Origin of the sequence: Scandinavium sp., from assembly GCF_036271055.1 — a bacterium.
Taxonomy (GTDB): Bacteria; Pseudomonadota; Gammaproteobacteria; order Enterobacterales; family Enterobacteriaceae; genus Scandinavium.
In genome coordinates this window covers 1-19,053 of record NZ_DATBBJ010000066.1, presented here as the reverse complement: position 1 = coordinate 19,053, position 19,053 = coordinate 1, and the positions used below count along the sequence as shown (strand labels likewise).

At 53.7% G+C, this 19,053-nt stretch carries 18 protein-coding genes; 5 read left to right on the top strand and 13 right to left on the bottom strand.

The window, feature by feature from the left end; genetic code table 11:
* Window positions 1–20: 20 nt before the first annotated feature.
* The 3 genes from VH187_RS11705 to VH187_RS11695 are packed head-to-tail and all read left to right on the top strand — an operon-like array spanning window position 21 to window position 4,251.
* Entirely contained in the window at window positions 21–734 is a 714-nt protein-coding gene (locus VH187_RS11705) for a fimbrial biogenesis chaperone (RefSeq protein WP_329701623.1), read from the top strand.
* A gap of 25 nt (window positions 735–759) precedes the next feature.
* Window positions 760–3,249: a fimbria/pilus outer membrane usher protein gene (locus tag VH187_RS11700; RefSeq protein WP_329701622.1), complete on the top strand. Its 2,490-nt coding sequence runs from the start codon at window positions 760–762 to the stop codon at window positions 3,247–3,249.
* A gap of 9 nt (window positions 3,250–3,258) precedes the next feature.
* Window positions 3,259–4,251, top strand: a complete 993-nt coding sequence (locus VH187_RS11695) for a fimbrial protein (protein WP_329701621.1) — start codon at window positions 3,259–3,261, stop codon at window positions 4,249–4,251.
* Between the two features lie 143 nt (window positions 4,252–4,394).
* Here VH187_RS11695 and VH187_RS11690 read toward each other — a convergent pair whose 3' ends face one another.
* The 3 genes from VH187_RS11690 to VH187_RS11680 are packed head-to-tail and all read right to left on the bottom strand — an operon-like array spanning window position 4,395 to window position 7,369.
* Entirely contained in the window at window positions 4,395–5,858 is a 1,464-nt protein-coding gene (locus tag VH187_RS11690) for a DUF1254 domain-containing protein (protein ID WP_329701726.1), read from the bottom strand.
* 11 nt (window positions 5,859–5,869) lie between these two features.
* Entirely contained in the window at window positions 5,870–6,673 is an 804-nt protein-coding gene (locus VH187_RS11685) for a DUF1214 domain-containing protein (protein ID WP_329701725.1), read from the bottom strand.
* A gap of 24 nt (window positions 6,674–6,697) precedes the next feature.
* A complete protein-coding gene (locus VH187_RS11680) occupies window positions 6,698–7,369 on the bottom strand; it encodes a DUF1254 domain-containing protein (RefSeq protein WP_329701620.1) in 672 nt (223 codons plus the stop codon).
* 293 nt (window positions 7,370–7,662) lie between these two features.
* On the opposite strand from VH187_RS11680, the gene VH187_RS11675 reads away from it, so the two are divergent.
* Window positions 7,663–8,304: a helix-turn-helix domain-containing protein gene (locus VH187_RS11675; protein WP_329701619.1), complete on the top strand. Its 642-nt coding sequence runs from the start codon at window positions 7,663–7,665 to the stop codon at window positions 8,302–8,304.
* 30 nt (window positions 8,305–8,334) lie between these two features.
* Here the strand turns inward: VH187_RS11675 and VH187_RS11670 are convergent, their stop codons facing one another.
* Together VH187_RS11670 and umuD are read right to left on the bottom strand one after the other, a co-directional pair.
* On the bottom strand, window positions 8,335–9,294 hold the full coding sequence (locus tag VH187_RS11670; protein WP_329701618.1) for an omptin family outer membrane protease: 960 nt from the start codon (window positions 9,292–9,294) through the stop codon (window positions 8,335–8,337).
* A gap of 112 nt (window positions 9,295–9,406) precedes the next feature.
* Window positions 9,407–9,829: a translesion error-prone DNA polymerase V autoproteolytic subunit gene (gene umuD, locus VH187_RS11665; RefSeq protein ID WP_329701617.1), complete on the bottom strand. Its 423-nt coding sequence runs from the start codon at window positions 9,827–9,829 to the stop codon at window positions 9,407–9,409.
* A gap of 240 nt (window positions 9,830–10,069) precedes the next feature.
* On the opposite strand from umuD, the gene VH187_RS11660 reads away from it, so the two are divergent.
* Complete coding sequence (locus VH187_RS11660; protein WP_329701724.1) at window positions 10,070–10,996, top strand: LysR family transcriptional regulator; 927 nt, start codon at window positions 10,070–10,072, stop codon at window positions 10,994–10,996.
* Here the strand turns inward: VH187_RS11660 and mdcH are convergent.
* The 8 genes from mdcH to mdcA form a co-directional block, all read right to left on the bottom strand.
* Window positions 10,986–11,888, bottom strand: coding sequence for a malonate decarboxylase subunit epsilon (gene mdcH, locus VH187_RS11655; protein ID WP_329701616.1), 903 nt, complete (start codon window positions 11,886–11,888; stop codon window positions 10,986–10,988). The genes VH187_RS11660 and mdcH overlap by 11 nt on opposite strands.
* Window positions 11,885–12,505 carry a malonate decarboxylase holo-ACP synthase gene (locus VH187_RS11650; protein WP_329701615.1) on the bottom strand — a complete coding sequence of 207 codons (621 nt, stop codon included), beginning with the start codon at window positions 12,503–12,505 and terminating at the stop codon, window positions 11,885–11,887. The genes mdcH and VH187_RS11650 overlap by 4 nt, the downstream gene beginning before the upstream one ends.
* A gap of 1 nt (window position 12,506) precedes the next feature.
* Window positions 12,507–13,466, bottom strand: a complete 960-nt coding sequence (locus VH187_RS11645; protein ID WP_329701614.1) for an AEC family transporter — start codon at window positions 13,464–13,466, stop codon at window positions 12,507–12,509.
* A 229-nt stretch (window positions 13,467–13,695) separates the two neighbouring features.
* Window positions 13,696–14,499: a biotin-independent malonate decarboxylase subunit gamma gene (gene mdcE, locus VH187_RS11640; RefSeq protein WP_329701613.1), complete on the bottom strand. Its 804-nt coding sequence runs from the start codon at window positions 14,497–14,499 to the stop codon at window positions 13,696–13,698.
* Window positions 14,496–15,329, bottom strand: coding sequence for a biotin-independent malonate decarboxylase subunit beta (locus VH187_RS11635; RefSeq protein WP_329701612.1), 834 nt, complete (start codon window positions 15,327–15,329; stop codon window positions 14,496–14,498). Before VH187_RS11635 ends, mdcE begins: the two co-directional genes overlap by 4 nt.
* A complete protein-coding gene (gene mdcC / locus VH187_RS11630) occupies window positions 15,322–15,621 on the bottom strand; it encodes a malonate decarboxylase acyl carrier protein (RefSeq protein WP_329701611.1) in 300 nt (99 codons plus the stop codon). The genes VH187_RS11635 and mdcC overlap by 8 nt, the downstream gene beginning before the upstream one ends.
* A 10-nt stretch (window positions 15,622–15,631) precedes the next feature.
* Window positions 15,632–16,492 carry a triphosphoribosyl-dephospho-CoA synthase gene (locus VH187_RS11625; RefSeq protein ID WP_329701610.1) on the bottom strand — a complete coding sequence of 287 codons (861 nt, stop codon included), beginning with the start codon at window positions 16,490–16,492 and terminating at the stop codon, window positions 15,632–15,634.
* Complete coding sequence (gene mdcA, locus VH187_RS11620; protein WP_329701609.1) at window positions 16,492–18,147, bottom strand: malonate decarboxylase subunit alpha; 1,656 nt, start codon at window positions 18,145–18,147, stop codon at window positions 16,492–16,494. Before mdcA ends, VH187_RS11625 begins: the two co-directional genes overlap by 1 nt.
* Window positions 18,148–19,053: the final 906 nt, after the last annotated feature.

Sequence of the window (19,053 nt, the reverse complement as noted above, 5' to 3'; positions counted from 1 at the left end):
TTATGAAACGTGTAGCGATTATGAAACTGATTAAAACGGTATTACTGACTTCCCTGGCCATGATCTGGAGTGCCTCATCGGTTGCGTCTATCCATTTAAGCGCAAACCGCATTATCTATAAAGAAGCCAAAGGCGAAGCGGTGCTGACGGCTAAAAATGAAGAGAAGCGCAATTATTTAGTGCAAAGTTGGCTGGATGCTGCGGGTAATCCGGAGATCACAACCAAACAGTTACCCTTCGTGGTGACACCGCCGCTGTTCCAGTTAGTCAGCGGCAGCGAAAGTATTATTCAGGTGGTGTATCAAGGAACGGGTTTACCCGCAGATAAAGAAAGTCTGTTGTGGCTGAACGTGCGCGGTGTGCCTTCACTTACCGAACAAGAGCAAAACCTTAAAAACAAACTTTCTGTTGCCGTAACGGAAAGAATTAAAGTCATTTTCCGTCCTAAAAGCCTGGCAGATGAATCCGCCAGCGCCATCGGTAAAATTGAGTGGCAGCGTGGAAGCAACGGCATGGTGCATGTCGTGAATAACTCCCCGTATTACGTGATCCTCAATAAAATCGACATCAATAACGTAGAAGTTAAAGTTTCTGCCGAAAGCAATAATACGGTCATTTCGCCTAAAGGAACTAAAGACTACCCGATCGAGAGCAAAGCGGGTGGACTTAAAATTATCTGGTCTGGCGTAACCGACTTTGGCGTTAAAAGCAAAGAATACTCCGTGACGTTGTAGCCTTAAATTGCGCGGATATCACGCTATGCAGTCGTTTTTTAAACTTTCACCCGCCACGTTTTGCGGGTTGTTGCTTTTGCCTGGTCAGTGGGCCTATGGCGCAGATCAGTACGATCCTGCGATGCTACAAGCCGTCGGTGGTGCTCCAGAAGTCGCAAACTTAGATAAAGTCTTATCCCATGAATTTACGCCAGGGAATTATCGCGTCCGTCTAACCGTTAACGGTAAAGATTACGGTCCGCAGGATGTGTATCTGGCGAAAGATGAAGAAGGGCGTCCGACGCCAGAATTGACGTTGGCTGAGTATAAAAAAATGCAGGTTAATCCGAGCGCGTCTGGCGTTGACCTGAAAGCGCTGGAGGGGGACGACGATGCCAAACGGCTGGCATTAGCTACCGCCATTCCAGACGCGCAAACGTCCTTTGACATCACCCAGCTTAAATTGATCTTGTCGATTCCCCAGGCGTTGCTGCTTGAAGTGTCTGATGACGAAGTGCCACCGGAAGAGTGGGATAACGGAATTCCCGCCATTCTTATGGAATATCAAATTTCAGGCTCAAAGGATTTGTCGAGTTCACAAGGGGGCGACGGGAGCGATAACTACGCCAATGTGCATAGCGGCATTAATATTGGGCCGTGGCGCTTACGTAACAATTCGACCCTGTCTTTTGGCGAAGGGCAAAGCAGCCAATTCACCAATCTGGGTACCTATCTTGAGCGGGCAATTCCCGCCCTTAAAAGTGAATTGACGCTCGGTGATACCTATACCGCCGGAGACACGTTTGACAGTATTCAGCTGAAAGGCCTTCAACTGGCGACGGATATGGACATGTATCCTTCCAGCATGAATGGCTTTGCGCCCACGGTGAGAGGGATTGCCAAAAGTAACGCCAAAATCACCGTTCGTGACCACGGTAATATTATCTACCAGACGAACGTGGCGCCGGGTGCATTTGTCCTGAACAATCTCTCCCCGGTATCAACGGGAGGGACGCTGGACGTCACCATCACCGAAGCGGATGGCTCGGAAACGCATTTCACCCAATCCTATGCCACGGTGCAAACGCTGCTGCGTGAAAAGCAGATCAAGTACAATTTAGCGCTCGGCACGTTTTCGCCGGACGATACCACGGATAACGAAGGTGACGTCAGCGTTGCCCAGCTTTCCCTGAGCTATGGCCTGCCCTATAACCTCACGCTGTTGAGTGGCATGCAGGTAAGCGAACGCTATAAAGCGCTGAATGTTGGGCTTGGCATGGACATGGGCTATGCCGGTGCAATATCTGCCGACATCACCGATGCCAAAGCAGACGACGTGAGCGGCATACATCAGAGCAAGCATGGGCAGAGCACGCGCATTGCCTATGCCAATGAAATTGCTGCCACGCAGACCACCATTCAACTCAGCGAACGGCTGTATTCTGCCGGGTACTATTCTCTTTCTGATGCATTGAGTGCCGCCGAAGATCGCAATGCGCCGAAAAAGCAGATTACGCTTTCGGTGAATCAGGATTTAACGGAAGGCCGCAGTCTGTTTATCTCCATGAATAAAAGCAGCAATCAGGACGGTACCCGCAATGATATGTACCAAATGGGGATGAATTTTGAAGTGGGTAATCTCAATATGTCTGTCAACGCTGGAGCCAGTAAAAACAGCGATGACAATGAGTGGGATAAGCAACTGGCGCTGAATGTCTCCGGCACGCTGAAAGATCTGTTTGCCGGATCCAGCCCCTCCGTCACCTATCTGGTCAATACCAATTTGCGCAAAGATGTTTCACAGCAGGTCGGTTTGAACGGCAGTTTACTCGATTCGCGGGCGTTAAGTTACAGCGCGCAGCTCGGGTATAACCACACAGACAGCGGTTCGCAAGGCGTGAGCGACAGTTTAGGCCTCACGTACGACAACAGCAATGGCACTTCCACGCTGAATTACAGCCAGGATCCAGACCGAAAACAGCTCACGTGGGGGCTGAATGGCGGCATGATTATGCATCGTCATGGCCTGACGCTGACGCCATATTCCGAAGGCGCGCAGGCGCTGGTGAGTGCACCTGGCGCAAGTCATGTCGCGCTCACCAATGGCAAGAATCTCAGCACCGACTGGCGTGGCTACGCGGCAGTACCCGATTTGTCGCCATACTCCCGCACGGATATTCAATTCAACCCGCAACGGGTGAATCGCAACGTCACCCTGAAGAATATTTCTGCCACGGTTGTGCCGACCAAAGACGCTGTCGTCCTTGCGCCTTTCGTCGCGACCTCGGGGCGTAAAGTCATGGCGACGTTAAACTGGCGTGGGCAGATTGTACCTTTCGGCTCGACGGTGAAACTGGAAGGGAGCGATGGCCTGTTTTTAGTCGGGGATCAAGGGGTTGTCTATTTTGATGGCGCACAAGAGAGCGGTGATTTAACCGTGTTACCGGCACTGAATACGCAATGCAAAGCCCATTTCGACCTGCCGGAAGACACGGGCAATCTGCCCGTCACGTTGATCTCGCTGGAATGCGTTTAAGGAATCATAATGAAAACCATCATTTCTGGCTCACTACACTGGTTGCGTAACGTCGCGGTAATCACGGTTATTTTGCTGAGTTCAACGTATGCCACCGCGTGCGAAATTAGCAGTTTACCGGCTTTACTGACCATTAATATCGACGGCGAAATCCACAAAGACATCAGCACCACGCACCCAGGCGATGTGCTGTATGTAAAAAGAGGATCGCTGTCGATGTTGTCTCATGTGGACAGCGACATTGCCTGTTCTTCTGCAACGGGGCAATTGATGTTCACTGGCGTCATGGCCGCGAATATGGTCGGCGACCATATTTACCCCACGTCATTAACGGGCGTGGGGATCCGCATCCACTTTTATTTACGCCATGCAAACGCGTCGCCGCAGGTATTTCCTTTTACATTGCAATCGACGTTGCAAGCCGACCAAAACCTGACGACGCGTGACATCCTGTTTAAAATCGAACTGGTGAGAACCGCAGGCGGTGTGGGAACAGAGTCACTGAACTTTCAGCAGCCGTCGTTATTAACAATTAACGACACGGGCAGCAAACGTACGACGCTGGTCAACTTTGTCTTAAATGCTTCTGTGCCTGCGGCGTACTGCCAATTGGATGTTCAAAATAAAGTCATTGCGCTACCTTCGCTGCAAATGTCCGGTGTCGTTCGCGGAATGAAAAATGGCGTACGCCCATTGAACGTGACGTTGAGATGTACAGGCGGCATCACCCAGGCATCACTGACCGTGTTCGGTAAAATCTACGATGCTTCTCAAGGGATCCTCGCCTTGAGAAAGCAGCCAAGCAGCGCGCAGGGAATAGGGCTACAGCTCTTTTATGATCAGCATCCTCTTCATCTTGGTGAACCGCTATCGCTGAACATTCCGCAAATTGATGGGCAAAGTCAGACGCTACCTCTGGCCGCAGGTTATGCAAGGACAGAAGGCAGCGTAAGCCCGGGGCGTGTGGATTCGATCGTGTTCCTGAAAGTCGATTATCTGTAATCATCCCTGCAACCGAAGATTTCCCGCAGAGATATTCGGTTATTTATTTGGTAATCCCCCGCTGAGCCACGTATCGATGAGCAAAAGGATAGAGAAGCCCCCATGCCAGTGGCATGAGGCCAGGGGGCATTGATACCGTTATTTTATTTCGCCATTTCGATTTTCGGTGGCTGCCAGGTGCCGTCAAGAATCGCATTTTCGCCCCAATACGCACGGATATAGAGCGAGAATGTACCGTCTGGTGCAGGCAGCCAGTTATTGACCTTCGCGGCATCCGGCTTGGTTTTGCTGACATACAGCGTCAGAGAACCATCCGCGTTGTACTTCAGATCTTTGTTTTTGGTGCCCAGCGAGTAACGGTTGATTTCGTTCGGGCTGAACAGATGCTTGCTGTTGTACAGCGTCATCGACCAGAAACCTTTCACTGGCGGCGTTTCACCTTTCGGGAAGGTCACGGTGTAGCTGTGATCACCGGAAAGCTGAGTGTTGCTGGCATCGTTATCAGTATAGAAATACTGGGTTTCATCCGGCTTGTTATCGAACATGTTCGATTTTGCGGTGCCGGTGCGGTTGTAGTAATCGACACCAAACTGCGCGTTATTTTTCGAACGATTCCAGCCGTGGCCCGCAGGAACACCGTTGTTTTTCCATTTGAAGAACTCAGCAATCACCGTTTTATCTGTTTCAGCCGCGGCTTCATCCATCCATTTGCGGATCTGCGGATCTTTTTTACCGGCTTCTACAAGGTGATGATACTGAACGTACATCGCTTCTTCGCCCGGGAGTGCGGGGACTTTGTCCAGCACGTTAGCGAACTGGTCAAAGAACTTCTCAGGTACAACCCACTTCGTTTCACCGGCATCAGGATCAGGCTTGCCGCCAATCGATGGGATCTTCGCATATTCATACGACTGCATTTTGCCAGTGAATTTGCTCAGCGGGTAAGACATCACTTCTTTGATCGGTGCCTGAATGGCAGCACGGTCTTCTGCCGTATCGTCCATCTGAAGACGTGGGATCATGTTCGCCATTTCCGTGGAAGAGTGAATCACACCCGTGATGCCTTTTGGTGTTTCGCCTTTCCAGTTCGGGCCGACCAGCAAATAGAAGCCTGGTTTGGTGCCGTAAGGTTTACCGACATTACCAATCTGGTTGGTACGCGCATCATAGATAGCGTAAACCCAGAAACGGGAACCAAAGTCAGGCACCTGGATAACCACCGGTTCTTTATCCAGTTCGAAGAAACCAAGGCCGTAAGCCACGTCCTGATTCGGGCAGGTCACGAAGGTTTCCTGCGGCTTAATGTAATCAGTCAGCATACTGAGCTGGCCCATCGGTGCCACCGGCACCATGCCGCCATTCAGCGCAGGGTACGGCGCTTTAGTAATAGTTTCGCGGCGGTTAAATTGGTTAACCATTGGCCAGCCCCAGATATAGGCCTGCTGAGCGATCGCTTTAACATACGCCTCTGGCATGGTGACGTCAGCCGATGGCAGCGTCAGTTGATCAAATTTAGTCGGATGCGCAATGGTCAACGGCGCGGATTGTGCGATAGCACCTGCGCTGCAAACCAGCGCAGTAAAGAGAGCAAGGTGTTTTAATTTCATCATGATTCCTGTTATTTATTTGTCTGTACCAGGTCGTCCGGTACCCATGTCTGATCGTAGAATGCATCTCCGGTGCCGTAGAGACGCAGGGCTACGAGGAAGTTGCGATTCGGAACAGTTTTGATAAAGGCGTTGTCTGCTACACCTTCTGGTTTCGTCGGGCCGAACCAGATATCCAGAGAGCCATCTTCGTTCTTCGGCAAATTGTAGTAACCGTTGGTCGATGGCAGCAGCTGATCGGTTTCCGGCATGGTGCCATCGGTGATGTTATAGGCGGTGACTGCCCAGAACAGACCCGCAGGCGGGTTAGGCGGCAGATGCAGTTTGTAGGAGTTGCTGCCATCCAGGAACTTGCCGTCTTTATCTCTGGCCGTGTACGGATATTTAGAACCGGCCCCAGTGGTGTGCATCACCATCGCCGCGGCGCTGGAGTAAGCAATCTGGAAGAAGGCTGCGCGCTGGTTTTCATCCAGTGTGCCATATTGCATCCACTCTGCAGTCGCGCCCGCCCAGGAGTTCTCGTACTGACGGTTTTTGTAGTACAGCTGGCGCTGATCGTCACGGCCAACCTGACGGCGGGCGAGGATCATACGCGGCGTCATTTCAACGGCTTTCTTCAGCAACTCTTGTTGCTTCGCGGTTGGAGCGAACGGTTTGCCTTTCACCATCCAAATGCTCAGCAGTGCGCTACGGGTTTCCTGCGGGATCGCCGTTAACGGCTCGTAATCAATGAAGTCTTTCAGTTTTTTCCAGTAAGCGCTGTCGGTCGGGTACATCATATTGACGTGTTTGCCGCTGGCATCCGGGAACTGCATCGGTTTCACTTCTTTTTCCACATCCTACAGTGGGTAAATGCGGGTTGTTTCCGCGTTTTTCACAGCCGGTGCCGGATCAGGTTTTCCATCGCCTTTGCCCATGATGGTGCGGAAGAACAGGAAGACGTTGTAAGTGGAGGATTTGAAGACGTAGTACCCCTGAGGAATTGGGCCTTCGTAGTCTGGTGGCAGTAGCAGATAAAGACCACCGCGAGCCTGGTCAGGGCCAATGGCACCGACATCGGTGATGGTTTTCTGGAAGAAATCGGTAAACATGCCGATGACGTTAGCCGGTGCTTTGACAACCAGTGGGCCGGTTTCTTTCAGATCCAGATAGCTCATGGAATAGATAACGTCGCCGTTTGGCGTCGGCACGACAGCGCGGCTGTCCATACGCTCTTTCCAGATAGGCAGCACGTTGTAACCCTTGCCAAATGCCGCTTCGGAACCATCGCGTAGACCGATGGTATTCAGCAGGGGCAGTGTCTGAATATAAGCGTGGACGGCGTCCTGATAATAGAGATCGTCGCTCAGAGACTGAGCTTCCTGTTGCGGCAACCAGTTACCGTTGTTCAGCTGTTTCATCAGCGGGGACATCGGGGCTGCAGTATCAGCGGCAAGCGCGTGAGTGCTGGCCAGGCAGGAGACCAGTACTGCGCCTGCGAGCAGACGCAACGTAAAACCGTTCTTTTTCATCAAAACTCCGGTAAACAAAGGGTTACTTATCCAAGATAACTTAGTGTTATTTGCAGAAAACGCCGGGAAAATGCATAAAAAAGACCGCAAACCCGATGGCCTGAGACGGCTATCTCAAAAAAAAGAGAGTTATAAAGTGAGCAACTCTGCGTTGCCAATTAAGATAGAGAATAGTTTAACGGCCTGAATAAGCCTGCAAAGTCCATGGTGGGACTTCTGTTAAAAAACAGAAATTGCGTTGTCGCGAGGCCTGTCGGCTGGCATAGTCATAGGTGTTTCGCTCAGGAGGCATCATGAAATTTGACTTTGAAATCATTCACCAATATTACCGTACGCTTGAGCTGGATAAGCATCATGCAGACGTTGAAGCCTGTGCGGAAAAATTCAGCCTCAAGATTAATGAGCCTTTGGTTCTTAACAAAGACTGTATTTATTTTGTCTCCGAAGGCGTTATCTCATTAGCGAAAAGCGATGATCCACGGATCATTGGCACCACCATCGAAAATATGCCGATTGGGCTGCTTGAGCGGTTTTGTCCTATTGTTGAGTTTAATTATGTCGCCATGACCTCTGCAACGGTATCGAAAATATCCATGGAAGATTTTGACCGTATTTTCTTCGGATCGTCGCCGGAAAATATGAAAGAGCTGGCGACGATTCTGACTTATATGTTGATATTTATTCTCGATGTTCACGTGGAAAGGCGACTGGATTCGGGGTATCACACCATCAAAGCCATGATGCAACGCTATCTTTATCGCCGCACGGTGAATATTGACGAAACAGAAGGGATCGCGAACTTTATTATCCGCCGCACCAATCTGTCGCGCAGCTACGTGTTCCGTGTATTGGCAGAGCTGAAAGAAGGTGAATACATTACGGTGAAAAAAGGAAAACTTGTATCGATTGACCGCAAGTTGCCCGAAGATTACTGACAATCGCGGTCATTTCCTGTTTCTTCCAGGTCACCAAAGATATTGCATACCCGCCGTCAGACTCCATGCCCGGCTTTGTAATCCGCCGCCGCCCGGACCATATTCATGATCGTCATTATCCCACTGATTTTCATCCCCGTGTTTATTGGGATAAAACGTGTAGCTCGCTTCCGTAAAGAGTTTGGCCTGTGACGTGACCCAATAACCGGCGTTCACCACGCCAGCCCACAGTTCGCCATTGTTCGTGCCCGTGCTCGAAGTGGCGTTGGTCATATAATGGACGTCATGATCCGTGGCATCGACCCAATGGCTATATTTCAGTAGCCCGTTAAATTCAAATTGCTCGAGGGAATAATATCCCGCCAGGCCAATATAAGGCGTTTTAAATACCTGGCGGTAGCCCACGGCGGGCTTCCCAGCAGGAAACGTGCCACGCTCACGGGCCGCATTCGGATCGTAATTATCATCGGCGTCGGTGCCTGCATAATCGTAGGTTCCGCCGCTGGCGAGCCAACTCGTACGGTTTTCCTGATAACCCGCCACCGCGCCCAGTTTATAATTTTGCTGATTCAACACCCAACCCCGCACGCTTAAATCAAATTCATTGGCTTCATTCACCGTGGCGGGGCTCGAAGAGCTGTCGGTGTAGTGGCTGGACTGTAAATCTTGCCAGTCATAATCGTTCATATGACCGCTGCCAGAAGCCAGCGTCGTCCAGCCGCGCGCATTGACGCTCAGCCAGGGTAACAAATCATAATTGGCTTCGGCTTTAATAATCGCCGCATTTTTCAATTTCCAGTCGAGGCGACTGAGCTGTCGCCCCTGATAATAAACAAACTCTTTCGACTCCCCGCCTAAATAGCCCAGCGAGGCATTGAGCGATAATCCATCATGCTGATATTGCGCAGGATCGCCGTTTAAATAAGACACGGCGAAGGAGGGAACAGCCACGGGAAGACAGACCAAACACAATGTCGGAGTGATTTTCATGGTGTCTCGCAAGAGGGTTAAGGATTAACAGCAGGCCGGAGAATATCGAAAGTATATAACCCAGCGGCTAAAACGCCATCAGCGTGCCGGGACAATAAAGGGAACGCGGGAATCAAGGCAAATGCCGCTGCGGGCGGGTGATCACTGTCGTCACAACGCCGAGGATCTGCACGTCATCATTCTCGTGAATCGGGATAGGGGCATAGGCCGGGTTTTCTGGCATCAGATGCGGCTTAGGATGCAGCCGCAGCCGCTTGACCGTAAATCCACTGCTCAAACGCGCCACCACGATATCGCCATCGCCGGCCTGCAAACTCGCATCCACCAGCAGCATAGAGTCCGCGACAATTGCCGCATCACGCATCGAATCGCCCGACACCCGTAACACATAGGTGGCCGATGGATGCGAGATCAGGCTTTTGACCAGATCGATAGCCTCATCAATGTAGTCTGCGGCGGGGCTCGGAAAACCGCAGGAAACGCGTTCGGTAAAAAGCGGCAGGGTGATAGCGACTTCGGCATCAATAGGGTTCATCAGTAAACAACCTCTTAACTACTGTTTATGCATACAGTATCTGCAATTATTTGTCGGGGAGCAAGACGTCGTTAAGACGATCCGCAAAAGCCGTTGATGAGAGGACGAATTTAGTTTTTCCCTGTCGCTGTTTCTTCCAACAGGGAGAGGACGTTGTATGATTCTGTAGCGGGACGATAACCACTTGAAATGAATAAAACCGGGTATAATCATTCATCTCAAAAATACAAAATGGCCGCCATGAAAGACGACATCAATCAGGACATTACCTTTCGTAAACTCAGCGTCTTTATGATGTTCATGAACAAGGGCAACATCGCGCGTACCGCGGAGGCGCTGGAACTCAGCAGCGTCAGCGTGCATCGGGCGTTGCATACGCTGGAAGAAGGCGTCGGCTGTCCGTTGTTTAGCCATAAAGGACGCAATCTGGTGCCGTTGCCTGCCGCCTGGACGTTGCTGGAATATTGTCAGGACGTAATAAGCCTGATGAGTAAAGGGCTGGAACAGACGCGTAAAGTGGCAGGCGTCGGGCGCGGTCGTCTGCGTATCGGCACGCTTTATTCGCTGACACTGGAAACGGTGCCGAAAATCATCATGGGCATGAAGTTGCGCCGTCCGTCGCTGGAGCTGGATTTAACCATGGGCTCTAACCAGATGCTGCTGGATATGCTGGAAGACGACGCGCTGGATGCGATTTTGATTTCCACCAACGAAGGCGAATTTGCCGGGTCGAAATTCGACGTAATTCCACTGTTCCACGACGATATCTTTTTAGCCGCACCCGCTAGCGTGCCGCTGGACACTCATCTGGATGCCGATCTGCGCGACTACGCCGACCGCAAATTCGTTTCGTTAGCCGAAGGGTTTGCCACTTATGACGGATTTCAGGAAGCGTTTCACATCGCGGGTTTTGAGCCGGAAATTGTGACGCGCGTGAACGACATCTTTTCGATGATAAGTCTGGTGCAGGCAGGTGTCGGGTTTGCGTTGATGCCAGGGCGAATGAAAAAAGTGTATGAGAACGATGTGCAATTGTTGAAGCTGGCGGAGCCGTACCAGATGCGCCAGCTGATTTCGATTGTGTATTCGCATCACCGCGAACGTGATCAGGACTTGCTGGCGCTGGCGGCAGAAGGGCGCATGTACGCCCGTAGCCTTAGCGGTTAAGGCGTTTCATCAAATGCTGTGCGACTTCGACGCTGTTACGATCCATGCAAATGGCGTCGCCTTGCCAGCCTGCCAGATGAGTCAGCCCGGTTAACACGCTGCCGGGCGGCATCTCGATTGCCAGTTTTGCGTCACGCTGATTGGCGGCGACCATGGCGTCCTGCCATTGCACCGTGCGCGCCATATTAAACGCCAAATCATCCGCGATTTTTTGCGGCTCCCACAGCACGCGCCCGGTCGAACCGCTAAGATAGGCGCGCTGTGGGCGTGACAGTGTCACTGATTGAAAGGCTTCTGCCAGCTTAACGGCAGGTTTATCCAGCAACGCGCAATGCGATGGCACGCTTACCGCCAGCCGTGTGGCCTTGCTGGCTCCGGCTTCCAGCGCTTTATGCGCCACAGCAGCCATGTCTTCATCGCGACCGGCGATGACAATCTGCGTTTCGGCGTTCAGGTTAGCAATATAGGTGTTGCTGCCCGCCACCAACTGCTCAACGCGATTAAGCTGCAAGCCGACAATCGCTGTCAGGCCGTAGCCGTGCGGATACGCCTGCTCCATCAAGTCACCGCGCAGCGCCACCAGACGCAACGCATCGTCAAAGGCCAGCGCCCCGGCAATCACGGCGGCAGGATACGCGCCAATCGACAAACCGCTGACGATATCCGGAGCAACACCGTTGCGAATTAGCTCGCGCGCCCACGCCACGCCGGCAATCAGTAAACACAATTGCACCGCACGGGTGTGTTTTAACGCTTCTGGCGTATCGAGTGAATCGGTTTCATCACCCAGAACGGCGCGTACGCTGCTAAGCATGGCATCGCCGTCCGGCAGATTTTGCAGCATCCCGGCGCGCTGTGTGCCCTGACCGGGAAAGGTAAAGAGGATTTTCATGATGGCTCCCTGTGCCACGGCGTCGCGGTGAGTTGCGGGCCAGCGGCGGTTTTCAGCAGGACGCGTCCTTCGCGTAGCCACTCGTTTAAAGCGAAAGCGCCAAAGGGCGTTTCAATTTGTGTGTCGGCACGGCACGGCAGTTTGTCGACCTGCGCCTGCCACTGACGTAATTCATCCACGGTCAGCGGTTGCGGGGCGCGGATAATCAAATCGAGATCGCTGTCGGCGTGCAGAACGGGAATTTCGGTGGCGAGCGCATACCCGGTGCTGCCGGTAATGCCCCAGTGCCACGGCCACGCAAAGGTGGTGAGCAAAATAGCCGCCTGAACAGGCTGCTGGGAAACAAACGGGGAATGCAGCAGGCGTTCGCGTTCTGCGAGCGTTTCTGGCGTCATCACGCGGGAAACCGCCTCTGCTTTCACCCATCCGGCGGCGCGTTGTTCGCGCTTCATGCCACGCACGCCAACCGGAATATCACTTTCTTTATTCACATCGCGCCGCACCACCACCGGTAATCCGGTATGCCACTGGCTGGCGACCCACGCCTCCTGAATGTTCAGTAAAGCGTCGGTCTTTTTCAGCCACAGTAAATCGTGGGGGCGCGGTGTGAAAGTCATATTAAATGCCTGAGGTTAACGTGATAAACAGCGGTAACGACAGGATACACAGAACCGAGCTTAACAGCAGCACGGCTTCTGCATCTGGCGACTGAACACCAAAGCGGTTACCGAACACCACACCGAAGAAACCGGCAGACAGCGCAATCATCAGAATAGCGGTGATGGCCACTGAGCCGTGCAGACCGAACGCCAGCACAATCGCCCAGGCGATAAACGGCTGGATCAGCAGTTTGGTGATAGTCGCAATGCCTACCATCGCGTTCAGTTTCAGCTTACGGGCAGACAGAATCACCCCCGTCAGGAACAGCGCCGCAGCGGTGGCAGACAGGCCCAGCGGTTTAATCGCCGACAGGAACAGGTCCGGCATTTTGATACCGATTGCCGACAGGATCACACCCAGCAGCGGGCCCATCACGATCGGTTTTTTCAGCGAACGCCACATCAGAACTGGCAGCATCGCCATTGTAGAACCGCTGTTTTCACCGGCAGCGCGTGCTTTTTCACGCTCAAGGATCAACAGGCAGAACGGCGTCATCAGCACGGAACCGCAGGCGATAGACACGGCGACGGAAAGGGATGTCGCTGAACCTTCACCCAGCACGCTGCCAAGAATCGGCAGGCCAAGTGCTGCATAGTTTGGCAGCGCCACGGTCAGGGTCAGCACCGCAGCATCCTGCGGCGATTTTTTAAAGACGCTGGTCGCGAGGAAGTAGATAGCCGCATAGGTGATCCACATCGCGCCAGTCAGCACCACAATCAACGGTGACTGCGCGACAATCCCGGCCCACGGCGTCTGCACGGTGGCGCTAAACAGCGCGGCGGGCAGGGCGAAATCCATTACGAAGATATTCAGTAGCGACACATTTTTGTTGTCGACCATTTTGGCTTTGCCGGCCCAGAAGCCCAGCAGCATGATGATAAAAATCGGAGCAAGAGCATGAACGATTACGTAAGTCATAGATCACCTGTAGATAAAAAAAGAAATACGCGTCATCTTTCAGGCTGCCTGTGCGTTGGCTGCTTTCGATCATTCAGTTACCGCTTTGAGCCAGCGTGAACGATGTAACGTATTGAACATTTGCGATGTTTATAATTTTCTAAAAGCGGGCTTACCGTGGGCGCTATAACTGCGCCCGACGGCGACCGCTTTCGGCAGGTCTTTTTTTACGTACTTCTGATACTGCTCGTTACCAGCTTGCGCGCATCCGTTCGCGGACCAGGGCAGAGCTACGGCGATTGTCCGCGCCGAGACGGTTTTTAAGGCTTGGATCCTGACGCGCTTCACGCACCGACTGTTGCAGAATGATTAACACCTGCGCCAGGTCGGCATCGGTTGGCGCGTCCGGGTTGCTGATGTTCAACAGGTCGGAAAGCAGGCCGAGTGTCGCGTAGTTGCTGACGTCATAGGCCATCGGTGGAATGGTCGCCGCCAGTTTTTCCAGCGCGTCAACGGTGCGCAGAGTGATACGCGCGGCAGATTCTTTACCCATCGCATGCACCAGCACGCCCTGGTCGTTGAAGGCAATCAGACGGTTGGCCTGATAGCCGTGTGCCAGAAACGCACCAGACATGGCTTTGCCGACGATAAGACCAATCACCGGATGGCCCGCCAGACGCGCTTTCGCGTAAGCACCCGCCGCACCAGCCAGCGCCTGGTGAATACCGAACGCTTCTTCACGGCGGCCATACGCCTGGCTTGGCACGTCAATCACTGCAATGATTGGGCGCTTCACGTCGCTGTTCGCGTCGGCGTCGATGGTTTCGTTCACCACTTTCGCCAGCGTCCAGCCTTCCAGCAGGCCCACTTCACCTTTAGCGGCGCGCGGATAATGGTTGTTGGCATCCGGCACTACGGCGATGTAACGCACGCTTTCGCCATTCAGTTCGCTGTCTGCGACCTGCACGGATGGGCACAGACCGCTCATGCGTGGCGCGTTCGGGGCCAGTTTTTCCAGCCACACGGCGGCACGGTTAGTCGACTGATTCATCATTTCACCTCCCCGGCAAAAAGCTGTTTGATTTGCGCGGTATCGGCTTGTTGACGGGTATCGAAATTCGTCAGACGAGCCAGATACTCGGCATATTTATCGCTGCGGTTTTGCGCAGGAACGCCTTTGGCAATGGCGTCGTTCATCGCAGATTTCACTGCGTGAATGCCGTCACCGACCAATGCATCGACCAGGCCGCTTTCGTAGCGGATTTCGCCACCGGTCATGCTCCAGATAAACGGACGGTCGCGGGAGTCGTACTCTTCAATCCCGGCTTCCTGCTCGATAACCTGCGGGCCGTTCAGGCCGAGACGCGCTTCGCGGGTGACAATCAAATAACTGCACAGCGCGGCGGCGATGGACATCCCACCGAAGCAGCCGACGGTCCCGGCGATGATGCCGACGACCGGGGTGTAGCGACGCAAATCAACAATTGCGGCGTGGATATCGGCAATCGCGGCTAAACCAAGATTGGCTTCCTGCAAACGCACGCCGCCGGTTTCGAGGCATAACACCGCCTGAGTCGGAATGCCGTTGCGGTTGTCTTCTGCAGCCAGTTCGAGGGCTGCGGCCATTTTTGCGCCGGAGACTTCACCCATGCTGCCGCCCTGGAAGGTGCCTTCGATGGCAATCACCACCGCAGATTGACCATTAATCGTGCCGCGAGCGACCACCATGCCGTCATCGGACTGTGGCACGACGCCTTGCTGTGGCAGCCACGGCGACATAATGCCTTCGAACGGATCGAGCAGTTCGCGGTAGCTGCCGTCATCGAGCAGCGCATGGGCGCGTTCGCGGGCCCGTAATTCAATAAAGCTAGGGTCGTTACGCATGGCTCACCTCTTCAAAAACCTGTTCGATACGAATGCGCGCCACACCGGGCGTCGCGCCGAAATCGTGGATAATCAGCTTGCCCGCAGGCAGGCCGTTCGTCAGGTTCAGGCGGTCAAACAGCGCATTCCAGCGTTGGGTGCTGTTGTCCACCGACGTGGTGATATCAATGCTGAGCGTTTCCCCTGCGGCTGCGGTGAACAGCACTTCCATATCACCGGAACCAACAACCCCTGCCAGGGCTTTACCGCTTGAGGTGCGGTTTGCAGGGAATGACAATGTAATGTGTTCCATAACATCCTCTTTAAATTGAGCAAGACACGGGCGGGCATACCCTGTCGAGAAACAGCGTGGCGGCGAGCAAATCCGCGGCACCGCCGGGCGAGGCGTTGAGGGCGAGCATCTGCGCGTCCAGACGGGCGAGCGCTTTTTTGCCTGCCGCTGTTGCGCTGCCACCGGCAATCAGCACCGCACGCGCCCCGTTTTGCATCGCTTCCAGACCAGGCATTCCGGCGCGGGAAAGCACGCAGGTATCACTGAGCGAGGTCATGATCGCCATCAGCGCATCGAGACGGGCTTCGCTTTCGCTTGCGCCCTGAGCGCGGCTGCGTAAGAGCTGCGGCAGAGCCAGTTTCATCACGTGCGGAAATGCCTGCTGTGCCTCTTCGCGTGCGCCGGGAACGCGATAGCGGTGCGTCGCTTTCAGGCCTTTACTGAAAACCTTTGGCGCGGCGCTGTCCGGTAAACGAGCGAGCAGAGCAGCGGCATCGGCGATGTGCTGCGCGTTTGCCGTTTCGTCCAGCATTGCTGCCGCACTCACTAACAGGCCGAGCGCCCAAATCGCGCCACGATGAGTATTCACGCCCTCAGTGGCGGCCATCATTTGCTGTTCGCCTTCGCGCCCAAGACGACCGACGGTTTCGCGCAGGGCGATATCGGCGGGGCGTTGCCAGCTGTGCCGGGCCAGTTGCAGAAACGTCGGAGTCAGGCTGTGCGCCGAGCGCTCCATCAGTGCCAATGAAAGGTCGTGATGGGCACCGTTTCCCCGGCTGTCCACCAGACCCGGCTTCGGGCTTAATCGCGCTTCGTCGATAAGGCAGTCGCGGGCGATAAACGCCAGTCGCTGGGCCTGACCCTCGGCATGAGTCTGTGACAGGAGTTTCATTACCAGCTCCGGAATTTCGCAGGTGGGTTATAAAGGCCGTCAGACCACTCGACCAGATCCGCCACGCTGCCTGCGGCAAGCAGAGAACGGGTGGCGTCGCTGCGACGAATGCCCATGTCTTCCGGATACACCACTTTGCCGCTCTGACGCAGTTCAGCAACACGTTTAGCATCAACGCCAAGACCGATATCGGTGATACCGGCAACTGCAGCAACCATCGCGCGGCGCTCTTCCATGTCTTTGGCACGGTAGAGATAGGCAATGCCTTCTTCGGTCAGCACGTGGGTCACGTCATCGCCATAAATCATCACCGGAGCCAGTGGCATACCGGAAGACTGCGCGACGTCGACTGCATCGAGTTTTTCCACGAACGTCGGTTTCGCGCCCGCCTGGAAGGTTTCCACCATCTGCACGACGAGTTTCTTACCGCGCTGCATTGGGTCCGGTTCGGTTATCATGTTCAGCCAGGCAGGCGTTGCATGACGACGACCGTGTGGGTCGTGACCCATATTCGGCGCACCGCCAAAACCAGACAGACGACCGCGAGTCACGGTGGAGGAGTTGGCGAGGCCATCAACCTGCAACGTCGAGCCGATAAACATATCGACCGCGTACTGGCCCGCTAACTGGCAGAACGCGCGGTTAGAACGCATCGAGCCGTCAGCCCCGGTAAAGAAGATGTCCGGGCGGGCGCGGATGTACTCTTCCATCCCCAATTCGCCGCCGAAGCAGTGCACGCTTTCCACCCAACCGCTTTCAATCGCCGGGATCAGCGTCGGGTGCGGGTTGAGCGTCCAGTGTTTACAGATTTTGCCTTTCAGGCCGAGTTGTTCGCCGTAGGTCGGCAGCAGCAGTTCGATGGCGGCGGTGTTAAAGCCGATGCCGTGGTTGAGCGACTGCACCTGATGCTCGGCGTAGATGCCTTTAATCGCCATCATCGCCATCAGGATGTGTTCCTGTTTGATCAGGCGCGGGTCGCGGGTGAACAGCGGTTCAATAAAGAACGGCTTATCGGCGACGACCACGTAATCAATCCACGAGCCAGGAATATCGACGCGCGGCAGGTCACACTCGTCATCCACCAGTTCGTTAACCTGGGCGATGACGATCCCGTCACGAAACGCAGCGGCTTCAACCAGCGCCGGGGTGTCTTCGGTGCTTGGCCCGGTGTAGAGGTTGCCTTTGCGGTCCGCTTTAAAACCGGCAATCAGCGCCACGTTCGGGCAAAGGTCAACGTAAAGACGGGAGTAAAGTTCGATATAAGTGTGGATCGCCCCGATTTCCAGTTGACCGTCCTGCAAAAGCTGCGAAATGCGCAGGCTCTGTGGGCCGGAGAAAGAGAAATCAAGTTTGCGGGCGATGCCTTTTTCGAAGATATCGAGGTGTTCGCTACGTCCGACGCTCGGCATGATCATATGCAGGTCATGGACTTTGGACGGATTGACTTCGGCTAGCATACGCGAGAGGAAATCGGCCTGTTTCTGGTTGTTACCTTCCAGCACCACGCGGTCGCCGGGGGCAATCAGTTTTTCCAGCGCATCCACCAGACCCTCGGTGGGAATTACCTTACCCTGCACCGAAAGGGAAGCGACACGGCGTGCTTTTTCGCTACGGCGTGTGTTCCAGTTCCGGGCCGGAGTTTGGCCAGCATTCATTATCAACCTCCTGATTCAGCAAATCATTTTTGCCTGGATTTATGCTGCAGTAAGTCTGCTCCGTAAGGAGTAGGACATCAATTAAGCTGTGGAATGGATCGTTAGCCTGAGAGTAATAATTGCCTGTGAAATTATGTGACAGCGATCGAAGCAGGAAAGGTGAGTGTAGACTACTGAGGGAGAAGGGATGTTCGGAGGGGGTCGGTGAAGGGATTAAGTTTTTGTGAATAATGGTAGATGTAATAAGAACGCAACGCGGGGGGAACGGGGTAAGGGCAGCTATGTGTCATGAGAGGAAGTGAGAGTGAAGTGGTTTACTGGATTTTGCCAACTTAACAGAGGTGATAAGCTCACCTCAGAACAACACTCGTGCCCCAAGGGATCCGTTTGGGAAACTGAATTTATTGTACGTTAGGACTAATTTTGAACAGAAAGTAACTGGGTTAAGCAATTTGAACAGACGGCACCTTGTTCCAAGTGCCGCAATATGGGCTTTTACGGCGAAGGTTTATACTGATGTGGTTGAGTAAGTCTGTGTCCGGCCCTCTGTGGAAACCGACAGAAGGTAAGCCAGAACTGCTACAAGGCGAGCAAACGGCCTGTTGAGGAACCTGTAAAACGGAAAGGCTCGCAGAAGCCGTATATTTTCTGGAGGTTCATCAGGCGCCGAACTCATCGAGGCGCGGGAAAAAAATCCCATGTAGGTGCCGGATAGATTCAAGCAAGACAGCTTATCGTCAAAATCGGTGTTGCAAAAACGGGAGTGAGACCCTGTAAATAATTCTGTGTAACTGCCACCGTATTAAAGGTGATCGCTCAGGCGGTCACCGAACTCGATAATAAAACGGCTCATCGCCAGCCGCCAGTTCTGGATCGGCATACTCCATTTTTTTGAAGCATCCCTGA

Coding starts and splice junctions, on each gene's coding strand:
- VH187_RS11680 (WP_329701620.1), bottom strand. CDS start 7,369: ATGAAAAAGAACGGTTTTACGTTGCGTCTGCTCGCAGGCGCAGTACTG.
- VH187_RS11635 (WP_329701612.1), bottom strand. CDS start 15,329: ATGCGTAACGACCCTAGCTTTATTGAATTACGGGCCCGCGAACGCGCC.
- umuD (WP_329701617.1), bottom strand. CDS start 9,829: ATGAACCCTATTGATGCCGAAGTCGCTATCACCCTGCCGCTTTTTACC.
- VH187_RS11675 (WP_329701619.1), top strand. CDS start 7,663: ATGAAATTTGACTTTGAAATCATTCACCAATATTACCGTACGCTTGAG.
- VH187_RS11645 (WP_329701614.1), bottom strand. CDS start 13,466: ATGACTTACGTAATCGTTCATGCTCTTGCTCCGATTTTTATCATCATG.
- VH187_RS11650 (WP_329701615.1), bottom strand. CDS start 12,505: ATGACTTTCACACCGCGCCCCCACGATTTACTGTGGCTGAAAAAGACC.
- VH187_RS11660 (WP_329701724.1), top strand. CDS start 10,070: ATGAAAGACGACATCAATCAGGACATTACCTTTCGTAAACTCAGCGTC.
- mdcH (WP_329701616.1), bottom strand. CDS start 11,888: ATGAAAATCCTCTTTACCTTTCCCGGTCAGGGCACACAGCGCGCCGGG.
- VH187_RS11670 (WP_329701618.1), bottom strand. CDS start 9,294: ATGAAAATCACTCCGACATTGTGTTTGGTCTGTCTTCCCGTGGCTGTT.
- VH187_RS11695 (WP_329701621.1), top strand. CDS start 3,259: ATGAAAACCATCATTTCTGGCTCACTACACTGGTTGCGTAACGTCGCG.
- mdcE (WP_329701613.1), bottom strand. CDS start 14,499: ATGATGAATCAGTCGACTAACCGTGCCGCCGTGTGGCTGGAAAAACTG.
- VH187_RS11625 (WP_329701610.1), bottom strand. CDS start 16,492: ATGAAACTCCTGTCACAGACTCATGCCGAGGGTCAGGCCCAGCGACTG.
- VH187_RS11690 (WP_329701726.1), bottom strand. CDS start 5,858: ATGAAATTAAAACACCTTGCTCTCTTTACTGCGCTGGTTTGCAGCGCA.
- mdcA (WP_329701609.1), bottom strand. CDS start 18,147: ATGAATGCTGGCCAAACTCCGGCCCGGAACTGGAACACACGCCGTAGC.
- VH187_RS11700 (WP_329701622.1), top strand. CDS start 760: ATGCAGTCGTTTTTTAAACTTTCACCCGCCACGTTTTGCGGGTTGTTG.
- mdcC (WP_329701611.1), bottom strand. CDS start 15,621: ATGGAACACATTACATTGTCATTCCCTGCAAACCGCACCTCAAGCGGT.
- VH187_RS11705 (WP_329701623.1), top strand. CDS start 21: ATGAAACTGATTAAAACGGTATTACTGACTTCCCTGGCCATGATCTGG.
- VH187_RS11685 (WP_329701725.1), bottom strand. CDS start 6,673: ATGCAGTTCCCGGATGCCAGCGGCAAACACGTCAATATGATGTACCCG.